The sequence below is a fragment of the Shewanella sp. NKUCC01_JLK genome (assembly GCF_019345615.1).
In the GTDB taxonomy this organism is placed as follows: Bacteria; Pseudomonadota; Gammaproteobacteria; order Enterobacterales; family Shewanellaceae; genus Shewanella; species Shewanella oncorhynchi.
In genome coordinates, this window is sequence record NZ_JAHKRD010000021.1 from 104,453 (window position 1) to 116,899 (window position 12,447).

Sequence of the window (12,447 nt, forward strand, 5' to 3'; positions counted from 1 at the left end):
ATTAGGAGCATGTAATAAATTCAGGTTGTAGATTAAAGACAGGATAGTAAGATTGTCACTTACCTTATTTAATTTATCGCTTTTTTATCCAGAGGCAGTTATGTCGCAACGGCAGAATAAGCCGGAAATATTGCATACCGAAGTTGTCGCGAGAAGCCGATTATTTCAAATTGAGCAAGTGCATCTTAAGTTCTCCAATGGTGTAGAGCGCCAATATGAGCGCATGAAAGGCGGTAGTCGTGGCGCTGTGATGATAGTGCCTATTCATCAAGGGAAAATGCTACTGGCACGCGAATATGCTGCAGGAACTGATAATTACGAACTCGGTTTCCCAAAAGGTTTGATCGATCCCGGTGAGACAGCAATAGAAGCTGCTAATCGTGAATTACAGGAAGAAATTGGCTTTGGATCGAATAAGCTCACCTTACTGAAAGAACTCAGCCTAGCTCCGGGTTATTTCTCTAGTAAGATGCAAATTTTTCTTGCAGAAGATCTGTATGAGAGTCGCCTTGAAGGTGATGAGCCTGAGCCAATTGATGTGGTGCCTTGGGCGCTCGCCGATTGGGAAGCCTTGCTCGATGATGTCGATTTTTCTGAATCCCGTAGTGTGAGCGCGTTGTTTTTGGCGCAAAAATATTTATACCCAAACAACCTGAAGATGCAGGATTCAGCGGGAGTTTAACGCACTTTAGGCAAGGCGGTTATTTGCAGACCTAGCGGGCTAAGTTAAAAATAACCAACACAGCATAAAGTGCGTTAAAACCCGCCGGGACGGAGCGCCTAGGGCACTCCACTTCGGTGTTGCATCAATTTAAAAGGTGGCCGACATTCTGTCATTGATGCGCCTTGAATTGAAGCACCCAAGGCGCTCTGAAACTCGTATCTTCAGGTAGCTTGGGTATATAACTTAAATAATCTTTTTCCTTTTAAGCGTTCAGAGTTTGCACGCTTGCAAAACATTCGCTCAGCAGGCGATTGGAGTTGTTATGAAGCCAGAAGAGTTGATCGACGAAGTTATTGCGATTGCGACCGATGCAGGGATAACTATCCGTGACATTTATCTCAAAGGTAATTTTGAGCGAGAAATGAAGTCTGACAATACCCCTGTCACTTCCGCAGATTTAGCGGCGAACAAGATCATTTGTGACCGATTAACCGCCTTAACGCCTGATATTCCTGTGTTATCTGAAGAAGCCGCTGACATTCCGTTGAGTGTGCGTGAATCTTGGAAGCGCTATTGGTTGGTGGATCCGCTCGATGGTACGGGGGAGTTTATCGCCGGCAGTGGTGATTTTTCAGTCATTATCGCGCTGGTGGAACACAATCGTCCCGTGATGGGCGTGGTTTATGTGCCTATGACACAAGTGTGTTATTACGCTATTGCTGGTTTAGGGGCGTACAAACGCACGGATAAACAAGAAGTGCGTATTAGCAGTCGCCAAATTGAGCACCGTGAAAAGGTATCCCTAAGATTGGCCGTAAGTCGCCGTCAGGACCCCCAATCTGTGTTGACCCTATTCAACCATCCCAAACACTGCGAGTTAGTCGTGATGGGGGGCGCAGCGTTGAAGAGCTGTCTTGTCGCGGAAGGTCGTGCTGATTGTTATGTACGAGTCGGACCAACGGGTGAATGGGACACGGGAGCTGCGCAAATTATCGTCGAGGAAGCGGGTGGACAGCTGATGGATACTGAGCTGCAACCGTTAACCTACAATGAGCGCGAGAGCTTAGAGAACCCTAATTTCATCGTAGTTGGCGCACCCAACTTAGAGTGGGATAAGATTTTAATAGGTGAATGATTTTCAAATGCAGTCTATACGTCCGGTATTAAAGTCAGAGTTATTCGCGGTTTATCAGCTCGAACAGGCCATTTTTGGTGAGCACAGCTATCCTGATTTCTTCTTCCGTCAGGGATTTGATTGTTGGCCAGAGCAATTTTTAGTGGCCGTGGATGCAGATAATCAGCTACAAGGCTATTTGCTCAGTGCCCAGAGTAGCGATCCTAACTGCATGTGGATATTATCTATCGCAGTGAGTGAAAATGCTCGCGGGAAGGGATTCGGCAAGCGTTTGATGCAACAATGTTTAGCCGAGTTGCCCGTGTCAGTTGAGCGGGTGTGTTTAACCGTTGATCCGAGTAACCCTGCCCATGGCTTATATCAGCATTTAGGTTTCATTGATTCAACTTTTGAAGCCGATTATTTTGGCGCTGGCGCAGATAGGGTTGTGATGACTTATCGCAGGCCTTAAATCGAGCGCTTATCTTTGAACCAAAGATTATCCTCAAATAAAAATCACCTTTGAATTAAGAATGATTTTTAAAAATAATGGACGGTGTGCTGACTGAGTGCGCCGTTTTTTATGCTCTTTTAGGTGATGTCATCCCACGGATCCAGTTCGGCTTGCTGAGGGAATCTAATTCGAGTGCCTATCTTTATCCATCATCCTCAATAATATCCTTCATTATTTACCCTCTCCTGTACGTAAAATAAACTTATTTTGAACGTTGTTTTTTATTTTAACTGCTGTTAGTCTCTTGCTATTCAACAGGGGATGAGACCTATGGCCAGACGAAAAGAACACAGCCATGATGAAATTCGCGCGATGGCAATACAAGCGGCAACTGAGTTACTGATAGATCAAGGTGCCATAGGGCTCAGTTTACGCAAAGTGGCCAGTCAAATTGGTTATGTCCCTAGTACCTTGATTAATATTTTCGGCAGCTACAACTATTTATTACTGGCGGTTTCTGAGTCAACGCTTAGGACTTTGCACGACCGATTGACGGGTGTTCGCGCAGCCGACAGTTTAGGTAAAATTATTGCAATGGCGTGGGAGTATAGTCAATTCGCCCATGAGCAGCGCCAAGCTTTCAAGCTGGTTTTTGAGCTGCAATTACTCGATTCTGAACCCTTGCCTGAATCGCAAGGGCAATTGATAGCGGGGTTATTTACTCTGATTGAGCGTGAATTGGCGCAACTATTTCCCGAGGTTACGCAGACACAGCATCTCAGTATGAGCCGGGTATTATGGGGGGGGATTCATGGGCTGACCTCTCTGTCACTCGATAATAAGCTCTTCGCTGAGTCATTATCACTGCAGGATTTACTCGAGAGTCACGTCCAAGCGTATTTACAAGGAATGGGTTACCAGAAGGAACTATCATGCTGCTAACAAAACGTTTTTTACCCTATTTTGCGACTCAGTGCTTAGGCGCATTGAATGACAACATCTATAAAAATGTGTTGCTGCTATTAGTGACCTTTAGCCAAGTGAAAGACCTACCCATAAGCGTCGATATGTTTGTGAACTTGGCGGCTGGGGTGTTCATTTTACCATTTTTCCTCTTTTCGGCCCATGCGGGTGTAGTCGCCGATAATATGGATAAGGCTAAACTTATTCGCCGATTGAAATTACTCGAAGTCATCATCATGTTTAGCGCCGCGATTGCGATTCTGAGTGAGAGCTACATGATGATGTTATTACTGTTATTTTTAACGGGTAGCCAGTCAGCATACTTCGGTCCGGTTAAATATTCCTTGTTACCCCAAGCGTTGAAAGAGGACGAGTTAGTCACAGGCAACGCTTGGGTTGAGATGGGCACTTTTCTCTCGATTCTGGTGGGCACTTTGAGTGCGGGGATCTTGGTTTCTGATGAAAACGGTACGCTTTGGTCGGCGATTACTGTTGCTGTATTAGCCTTTGCAGGATATTTATCGAGCCGAGCGATTCCTGCATTACCACCGCAGGGCGTCATTGAAAAAATACGTTTCAGGCCGTTATCGGGCACTTGGCGTAGCATCAAAAAAGCCCGTCAAACGCCTTCAATCTGGATGGCTATCCTCGCTATCAGTTGGTTTTGGTTTTTAGGCGCGACCTATCTGACTCAGTTTCCTAACTTTGCTAAGCTGCATTTGCATTCTGGTGCGACTGTGGTGTCATTATTATTAGGCATGTTTTCCATCGGGATTGCTGTTGGCTCCTTCGTTTGTGAACGTTTCTCCTACGGCCATGTGGAACTCGGTTTGCTGCCATTTGGGGTATTGGGATTAACTATCTTTGGTGTCGATTTGCTTTGGGCTATTCCACCTGCGCCAGTGGATGCTGGTTTTGTCTATGGATTAAAGGTCTTTATTGGCGAGTCGCAACATTATCGGGTGATGCTGGATTTCTTTATGATCGGCGTTAGCGGTGGCTTGTTTATCGTCCCCCTGTATGCGTTTATTCAATCTCGTTCGCCTAAGGGCGAATGTGCTCAGGCGATTGCTGCCAATAACATTATGAACTCATTGTTTATGGTGGTTTCGGCACTGTTATCTATGCTGTTTCTGGGCGTTGCAGGTTGGACTATTCCACAGTTATTTCTGCTACTCGCCGTGATGAATGCTGTAGTCGCGCTCTATGTTTATTCACAAGTACCAGAATTTACACAACGATTTATCAGTTACTTACTCAGTCATGTCATGTATCGAGTGACAGTCACAGGCCGAGAGAAAATTCCAAAGGAAGGGGCTGGCATCATAGTCTGTAACCATGTGAGTTATGTGGATGCATTGATTATTATGGGAGCGTCGACACGGCCAATCCGCTTTGTGATGGATAAATCCATCAGCGAAATTCCTCTGTTGAAGTATTTGTTCCGCCACGCTGGTGTGATCCCTATCTGTTCGCCTAAGCAAAGTGAAGAGACCTATAATCGTGCCTTCGAGGCGATTCATGAAGCGCTCGTCAATGACGAGTTGGTATGTATTTTCCCTGAGGGTCGACTCACACCTGACGGTGAACTTGGCGATTTTCGTCCCGGAATTGATAAGATTTTGGCCAGAGATCCTGTGCCAGTCATTCCTATGGCATTGCACGGATTATGGGGTTCTTACTTTAGTCACAAGGGCGGACATGCCTTGGCTAAAATGCCCAAGCGTTTTTGGTCAAGGGTGTCGGTGGATTTAACGGATGCCGTCGATGGTAAGCTTGCGAATAAGGAATCTTTGAGAGTCCAAGTGGCGAGCCTGCTGGGCAATTCATAAATTCGTTAAGGTATGAAATAAAGTGAAGTGATAACCGCGAAGCAAATGTTCGCGGTTATTTTATTTTAGGGTGGCGATTTATCGTGTTTGATAGCTATCCAGCCACTCATGCATCGCTTGGTGCGAACCTTTAAAGAGTACACGTTCAGACTTTTTCTGTAATTGGTATTGATACATAGGATCGTAATACTTGTGCAATAACAGGTTTATCCAGACTAAGTGCAGCGAAGTATCATTCTGACTGATTTGTTGATCGAGGGCTTGTTGCATCAAATCTTGCAGTTCTTGATGTTGTTTTCCGCCTAGACGTTTGCGAATGCTCACTAAACTCTGTAATAGATATTCACTGAAAGCCGCAAAACCTGCTTCCGGCCCTAGGCGCTCACAGAAGCCGCTATACATTTTATGCACATATTCATAGCGTAAGCGTTCGAGCCTCGCATCATCCGACTCTTCTAGCACTAAAACATTAGCGGCTTGCATGGCATTGTAAAATGTCTGCGGCAGCGCCGAACGCCCAATCAGGAAGCTTTCATCTTCGAGCAGTAAACACGCCGTGCCACTTGTTTGGTGCTGTAGCAAGGCAATGGCGAGTTGATTTTCAAAGTTAATCTGCGTTGGCTGTGGGTCGATATTCTTTCCAAAACTAGAGCCTCTGTGATTAGCGATTCCTTCAAGATCAACCGCTTCTTTACGCTGTAGTAGAAAATCGGTTTTACCGCAGCCCGTCATCCCGCTCAAACTCAATAACGGCTGTTGAGTCGGTGCCGCTTCAATCACGCCAATCAGATATTGGCGCATGGCCTTATAGCCACCCTGAATATAAGGGACTTCGATACCCGCTTCTTTAAGCCATTGCTGAGTGAGTTGCGAGCGCAGGCCGCCGCGAAAGCAATAAAGGTAAGCATTAGGATTGGCTTTAACATAGCTAGCCCAAGCCTCGATTCTCTGTTGCTTGATGGAACCATTCACCAGTGAGTGGCCTAGTGCAATCGCGGCTTGCTGACCAAATTGCTTATAACAAGTACCGACTTTTTCCCTTTCACTATCCAGCATCAAGGGTAAGTTGGTCGAGTTGGGAAACGCGCCCCGAGTGAACTCTATGGGCGCTCGCACATCCATCATCGGATGTTGATTGAGAAAGATCTCCCTATATTGCTCTGCGGCTATAATAGCGCTTGGCATCAGCACAACACCACATTCGCTGCAGTGGTCGGTGTTTCCAGTGACCCAATGCAGATTGGGGTTATGTGGTTCGCATCGAGTAGGGCGATTAATTCCGCTTCAGCTGCGGCCGAGACGGCAACTAACAGGCCACCACTGGTTTGCGGATCGCACAGTATCGCTTTTTGATGCTCGCTGAGTTCAGGGAGATGCTCGCCATAACTATCGTAATTACGGTGAGTCCCACCAGGAACACAACCTAAAGCCAAATAATCTAAGGCGCGTGGTAACAATGGCACTGCATCAAATTTAAGCTTCGCAGTGAGGTTGGCGCCTTGGCACATTTCGAGTAAGTGTCCCGCCAGTCCAAAACCTGTGACATCGGTCAGGGCATTTACACCGCTAATTTTTGCAATGGTCACGCCTATAGTATTGAGTTGACACATAGCATTGACCGCAATGAGACTATCTTCATCGCGGAGTTTTTTCTGTTTTTGCGCTGTGGTTAAAATACCAATGCCGATAGGTTTAGTGAGATATAAACGATCGCCGGCTTTAGCGGTATCATTCTGCTTTAAATCACTTAAGGCAATTTGCCCGGTAACCGCGAGACCAAAAATAGGTTCGGGTGCGTCTATGCTATGACCACCGGCTAGCATGATCCCTGCTTCCATGCAGGCTTGTCTGCCGCCATCGACCACTTGCTGTGCGATTTCTGCGGGTAGTTTATTGATTGGCCAACCTAAAATTGCAATCGCCATAATAGGCGTGCCGCCCATGGCATAAATATCGCTGATCGCATTGGTCGCTGCGATACGACCGAAGGTGAATGGATCGTCAACAATTGGCATAAAAAAATCGGTAGTGCTAATGATGCCTATGTCATCATTGAGTTTGTACACTGCAGCATCGTCGCGGCTCTGATTGCCAACCAGCAGATTTGGATCGGTAAATACAGGTAATTGCGAGGCTAAGATAGTGCTGAGCACTTTAGGGGATATTTTGCAGCCACAACCTGCGCCATGACTATATTCTGTTAGCTTGATTGATTCTGGGAGTGTAACTGGGGAATCTGACATGATCTCAACAGCCTATTTAAGTGATTAAGGCATCATCATAATCAGATACGGCCACCATGCAAGGTGGCCGTATGACTTTCGGGCAGAATTGTGGCTTAGCTATAAGTTGCGGTCAGGCTGCGCCAATGTTTTTGCTGGACTAAGAAACGCGCCTTTAGCTCTTCAACTTGTTGCAATAGTTGCTGATCGACAAGTTGTTTACGCTTGGCCTCAAGCAAGGTTTTCTGTGCTTGATAGTAATCCATTAAGTGCAGCTTTAATAACTCATACTCTGCTTGGATTTTTTCAATAATTTCATCAGCATTAGGTAGGTTATTAACCTTCCGCTTGGTACGTAATAACTGCATCTGTAAGCGTGCGCTCTCGATACGTTCCTGTGGACTCGTACGCAAATCCTTAGCTAATCCCAACCAAGATAATGACTTAATCAACCATTTGGTTGGATCGTAGTGCCACCATTTAATGCCATTACGATAGTCATTTTCGAAAATATGATGGAAATTATGATAACCCTCACCGTAGGTCAACATGGCCAAGAAGCCATTATCGCGGGCGGTATTCTTATCGGTATAAGGCTGACTGCCCCACACGTGGGCTAAAGAGTTGATAAAGAAAGTGCAGTGATGCACCACCACTAAACGCAGTAAACCCGCCATCAATAACATAGACAGCACGTCACCATTGAGCCAACCAAGCATTACTGGCAGTCCAATGTTCATCAGCAACACGAGTGTGAGGTAATGTTTGTGTTGCCACATGACAATGCGGTCATTTTGCAGATCACGCACATTTTGATAATCGTGATAGCGTTGCGACTGATACTCACGCAGCATCCAACCGATATGACTGTACCAGAATCCCATTTTGGCTGAGTACGGGTCCTTGTCGTTATCATCTACGTGCTTGTGGTGGACTCTGTGATCAGATGCCCAGTGCAATGCACTGTTTTGTAATGCTAAAGCACCACCAAGGGCATATATAAAACGCACCGCCGGATGGGCTTTATAGGCCTTGTGTGACCAGAGTCTGTGATAACCCGCGGTGATTGACAGGCCACTGGCAAAGGCTAAAACAATAAAAGCGATCCATTCACTGGCACCATAGCCATGAACAATACCGCGCCATGGAACTAAAATTACCGCACTGAGGAAAGTGATGGCAAACAGACTGACATTAAGCCAGATGATAGGGGGTTTTTTCATTATAGGTTTCCAAAATTCGCTTTTGAGCGTACATCTGTAAGCTAATTTAGCTTAGCTATATTGTTTGGTCAAGGACGATGGGGCTGTGTTTAATGCCTAAAAGCGGTATTATCGCGTTATTACATTCAGTTAGCGGATTTAAGAATGGGTATTCGAGCACAGCAAAAAGAGAAAACTCGCAGAGCTTTAGTCGATGCGGCCTTTAATCAGCTAAGTGCTGAGCGCAGTTTCTCAAGTCTGAGTTTGCGAGAGGTTGCTCGGGAAGCTAATATCGCGCCGACATCTTTTTATCGCCATTTTAAAGATATGAACGAACTCGGTCTTACTATGGTTGACGAGGGCGGGTTAACCCTAAGGCAGATGATGCGTAAAGGCCGTCAGCGAGCTGAAGTGGGTGGCAGTGTGATTCGTATTTCCGTTGATACCTTTATGGAAGTGCTTGATTCTAATCCAAACGTATTCCGTATCTTATTGCATGAACGCTCTGGAACCTCGGCTGCATTCCGTGCGGCAGTTGCCCGCGAAATTGAGCATTTTATTTCTGAATTGGCTCATTATACCGAAGCCAAAGCGGGGCGAACCCCCTTGCTAGCTCGTGCACAGGCTGAAGCTTTAGTGACACTGGTGTTTAATGCCGGCGCTTCAGCATTAGATATGAAACGGGCTGACCGCAAAATTCTTGCCGATCAATTAGTCATGCAATTGCGCATGGTCGCCAAAGGCGCCGAGGCTTTGCAGCATAAGGTTGAACACCGCTAATCTGAGTGAGATGTAGATTTACTAAAATAATGGAGCCTTAGGCTCCATTATTTTTAGCGAATTTACGTTTAAGTGTTATGCAGTCGAGCTCAGTGTATCTGAAGTGATTAACGACGCTCGAGTAGTACACCCGTTTCCATGTGATCTGTGTAAGGGAACTGATCAAACAAGGCAAAGCGGGTCACTCTATGGGTTTCGTTCAGTTGTTGCAGGTTATCTTTTAAGGTTTCAGGGTTGCAGGAAATATACAAAATCCGCTCATAACCTTGGACTAACGCCAGCGTATCAGGATCAATCCCCGCGCGTGGTGGGTCGACAAAAATGGTGTTGCAAACATAGCTGTCAAGATCGATACCTTCTAAACGTCTAAAGCTGCGTTTCTTCGCCATGGCATCGCTAAAGTCTTCGGCTGACATACGAATAATCTGCAGATTATCAATACCATTCACTTCGATATTGTACTGTGCTGCATCCACTGAAGGCTTGGCTAGTTCGGTGGCCAACACGCGATTAAAGTTTTGCGCCAGTGCGATAGAGAAGTTGCCATTACCACAGTAGAGCTCGAGTAAATCCCCCTTACTGTTTTGAGTCGCATCGATAGCCCACTCCAACATTTTTACGGAAACTTTGGCATTGGGTTGAGTAAAGCTGTTCTCGATTTGCTTATATAAGAAGGTGTTATCATTTACTTGTAATGACTCAACCACAAAGTCTTTATCTAAATCGATTTTTTGCTTACGGGCACGGCCGATGATGTTGACGTTAAACTGGCTACTTAACTTGGCTTTCAGTGCAGCCGCATCGGCGCGCCATTGGTCATCAAGCTGCCTGTGATAAAGCAAAGACACTAAAATCTCGCCGCTTAAAGTCGACAAAAAATCCACTTGGAACAATTTGTGCCTTAGACTCGGATTCGGTTTCAGCTCGGCGATTAAGGCCGACATCATTTGATTGATGAGTACGCTAGCTGGTAAGTATTGATCGCAACGTACTTTCTCATTCAATACTTTATCGAACATGTAATAGTATAAGTCGTCACCATCATGCCACATGCGGAATTCGGCGCGCATACGGTAGTTAGCTGGCTCTGAGGCAAAAACTTCAACACTCGGTGTTTCAAATTGGGCAAAGGCTTGTTCTAGCTTGATACGCTTGTGTTCTAACTGCGCATCATAAGTCTGAGGGTCCATTGCTGCTAAGTTCATTGTTTGATTCACCGTTGCTGTAAATTGGGGCGCAAATATTATACTAGGTGACACGAATGTCCAGTATCTTGCTTTTGCGGTTTTCGCAAAGCTATGGGAAAATCCGCGCACTTGAATGTGGTTCTATGGTATTTGGCTGGATTCCGTCGGTAAAGCAGCCATCGAATCGTTAATGCGTCCAATCTGTATAGTTTATTTATATATCCGAAACTGGAGATTCGCTTGTCGCGACCTATATTAGTGTTTGATTCTGGGATTGGTGGTCTATCTGTACTGGCTGAAATCCGCAAGAGTTTGCCCCATAGCGACTATTGCTATCTTTTCGACAACGCTAGGTTGCCCTATGGGGAGCTGGAAGAGCAGGTATTAATTTCTGGCTGTGTCGAATTAGTATGCGATCTAGTGGCTCGTACCAATGCAATGATAGTGGTCGTTGCCTGCAATACTGCAAGTACTGTTGTATTACCGGCATTACGTGCGCATCTTTCTGTCCCTATCGTAGGTGTTGTCCCTGCCATTAAACCCGCCGCTCTAATGTCTAAGAGTAAACGTATTGGACTCTTGGCTACACCTGGCACAGTTAAGCGTCATTATACCCATGAACTCATCAGCCAATTTGCTGATGATTGCCATGTCGAACTCTTTGGGTGTTCTGAATTAGTGATGATGGCAGAACAAAAAGTGGCGACTGGAATGTTGGATATGCATAGATTGGCACAATTACTGGCACCAGTCGTTGCCGCACAATTGGATGTTCTGGTACTAGGTTGCACTCATTTCCCTATGATCAAAGCTGAATTACAACAAGTGCTCGGTGCGGGCGTAAAACTAATGGATTCTGGCGCTGCTATTGCAAAGCGAGTTGTTACTCTTTTAACGCAACAGAATCTTATTGTGGAAGAGCACAGAGTAACAGATGAGAGAGAAGCAGTAAGGGAGTCAGTGATGCAAGCTTTCTATACTAAGGTGGGAATCAGCGAAGGGTTAACAACAACATTAATTGATTGTGGCTTTTCAACTATCGAACGAATCACCACAACCAACTAAATTACAAAATAAAGCAAAACAGTTTAAGCGGTAATGCTACTCGTCTGTCCCTGTACGGTCGGCAGCTTCCGAATCTTGTGTTTTTGCTTCTCTTACTTTTAAGGTTCTTTCTTGGAAACTATAGTCATTCAGTTTAACCATGGCTTTCTGAGCGCCTGATTCTGACATCTCCACAAAACCAAAACCTTTACGACGACCCGTTTTACGATCTCTGACTAAACGCACAGAGTTTACTGGACCAAATTCGCCAAATAGTACTTTTACTTCACCCTCATGAACACGATAAGGCAGGTTACCTACATATAAGGTCATTGTAGGGCCAACATATTGTTCTTCTGAAGCATGAGATGATGAAGTCTCTGGAACAAATTTAAAAACAAGACTTGCAATGATAGCGCCAGCGACAAAAGCAATAGCTGATAATGGCGTTGCGAACTGAGATAGTGCTACTGCGCCAATAATGGCGACAATCAAGACAATAAGAAATGACTTTTGCATAAGAATGCTCTCTGATGAATGGGAAATTGATAAATAACTGTTAACAGCAAGTATATGGTAATGAATTATTTACTTTTACACTAGACCATTGCTGAAATATTGAGCGTGAATTATCAATTATTAGATAAAAAACCTTACTTATCTCCGATAAATAGAGCTTATAAGCTAAAAAATGGTCATAACGTTTAAAATATCGACGTGCGATTCAATGATCGATAAAAAGCCCTTGCGGACTTTCTCAATCTCCCTATAATGCGCATCCACTGACACGGCAGACAGCGTAACGCAAGTTAAGCAAAGAAAGCCATGCAGTTCATCGATTAGCGAGCTAAACGATGAGCGTTGAGAAAGTTGAAAAAAACTACTTGACGCACTAACGGGAATGCGTAGAATACGCAGCCCTGACCCGCTGAAAACTCAGTGTGTGGTCAACGCTCTTTAACAATTTATCAAGCAAATCTGTGTG

At 45.2% G+C, this 12,447-nt stretch carries 12 protein-coding genes; 7 read left to right on the forward strand and 5 right to left on the reverse strand.

The genetic code is table 11. The annotated features are described in order from the left end of the window. Positions 1 to 100 precede the first annotated feature (100 nt). The 5 genes from nudE to KO537_RS20100 all read left to right on the forward strand — a co-directional run bounded on the left by nudE (position 101) and on the right by KO537_RS20100 (position 5,027). On the forward strand, positions 101 to 682 hold the full coding sequence (nudE, locus tag KO537_RS20080; RefSeq protein WP_212601707.1) for an ADP compounds hydrolase NudE: 582 nt from the start codon (positions 101 to 103) through the stop codon (positions 680 to 682). Positions 683 to 986: 304 nt separating this feature from the next. Then, positions 987 to 1,799 carry a 3'(2'),5'-bisphosphate nucleotidase CysQ gene (cysQ, locus tag KO537_RS20085; RefSeq protein WP_011848162.1) on the forward strand — a complete coding sequence of 271 codons (813 nt, stop codon included), beginning with the start codon at positions 987 to 989 and terminating at the stop codon, positions 1,797 to 1,799. Between the two features lie 7 nt (positions 1,800 to 1,806). Then, positions 1,807 to 2,250 carry a GNAT family N-acetyltransferase gene (locus KO537_RS20090; protein ID WP_173242604.1) on the forward strand — a complete coding sequence of 148 codons (444 nt, stop codon included), beginning with the start codon at positions 1,807 to 1,809 and terminating at the stop codon, positions 2,248 to 2,250. A gap of 312 nt (positions 2,251 to 2,562) precedes the next feature. Continuing rightward, the gene (locus tag KO537_RS20095; RefSeq protein ID WP_173242606.1) at positions 2,563 to 3,174 is read left to right on the forward strand and encodes a TetR-like C-terminal domain-containing protein; all 612 of its coding nucleotides are present in this window, start codon (positions 2,563 to 2,565) and stop codon (positions 3,172 to 3,174) included. Then, positions 3,165 to 5,027 (forward strand): MFS transporter, encoded by a 1,863-nt coding sequence (locus KO537_RS20100; RefSeq protein ID WP_173242608.1) that lies wholly within the window; start codon positions 3,165 to 3,167, stop codon positions 5,025 to 5,027. The genes KO537_RS20095 and KO537_RS20100 overlap by 10 nt, the downstream gene beginning before the upstream one ends. Before the next feature lie 78 nt (positions 5,028 to 5,105). On the opposite strand, the gene mnmH is transcribed toward KO537_RS20100, so the two are convergent. From mnmH to KO537_RS20115, 3 genes are all read right to left on the reverse strand, one after another. Beyond that, positions 5,106 to 6,212 (reverse strand): tRNA 2-selenouridine(34) synthase MnmH, encoded by a 1,107-nt coding sequence (mnmH, locus tag KO537_RS20105; protein WP_173242610.1) that lies wholly within the window; start codon positions 6,210 to 6,212, stop codon positions 5,106 to 5,108. After that, positions 6,212 to 7,270: a selenide, water dikinase SelD gene (gene selD, locus KO537_RS20110; protein WP_173242612.1), complete on the reverse strand. Its 1,059-nt coding sequence runs from the start codon at positions 7,268 to 7,270 to the stop codon at positions 6,212 to 6,214. Before selD ends, mnmH begins: the two co-directional genes overlap by 1 nt. A gap of 95 nt (positions 7,271 to 7,365) precedes the next feature. Continuing rightward, positions 7,366 to 8,472: a fatty acid desaturase gene (locus KO537_RS20115; RefSeq protein ID WP_173242614.1), complete on the reverse strand. Its 1,107-nt coding sequence runs from the start codon at positions 8,470 to 8,472 to the stop codon at positions 7,366 to 7,368. Between the two features lie 144 nt (positions 8,473 to 8,616). Between KO537_RS20115 and fabR the strand changes: the two genes are divergently transcribed. Then, positions 8,617 to 9,231, forward strand: a complete 615-nt coding sequence (gene fabR, locus KO537_RS20120; protein ID WP_105251021.1) for an HTH-type transcriptional repressor FabR — start codon at positions 8,617 to 8,619, stop codon at positions 9,229 to 9,231. Between the two features lie 107 nt (positions 9,232 to 9,338). Here fabR and trmA read toward each other — a convergent pair whose 3' ends face one another. Continuing rightward, positions 9,339 to 10,436, reverse strand: coding sequence for a tRNA (uridine(54)-C5)-methyltransferase TrmA (gene trmA, locus KO537_RS20125; protein ID WP_173242616.1), 1,098 nt, complete (start codon positions 10,434 to 10,436; stop codon positions 9,339 to 9,341). Positions 10,437 to 10,658: 222 nt separating this feature from the next. Between trmA and murI the strand changes: the two genes are divergently transcribed. Then, positions 10,659 to 11,483 (forward strand): glutamate racemase, encoded by an 825-nt coding sequence (murI, locus tag KO537_RS20130; protein WP_173242618.1) that lies wholly within the window; start codon positions 10,659 to 10,661, stop codon positions 11,481 to 11,483. A 36-nt stretch (positions 11,484 to 11,519) separates the two neighbouring features. On the opposite strand, the gene KO537_RS20135 is transcribed toward murI, so the two are convergent. Next, positions 11,520 to 11,981, reverse strand: coding sequence for an RNA-binding protein (locus KO537_RS20135; RefSeq protein ID WP_113941557.1), 462 nt, complete (start codon positions 11,979 to 11,981; stop codon positions 11,520 to 11,522). Between the last annotated feature and the right edge of the window lie 466 nt (positions 11,982 to 12,447).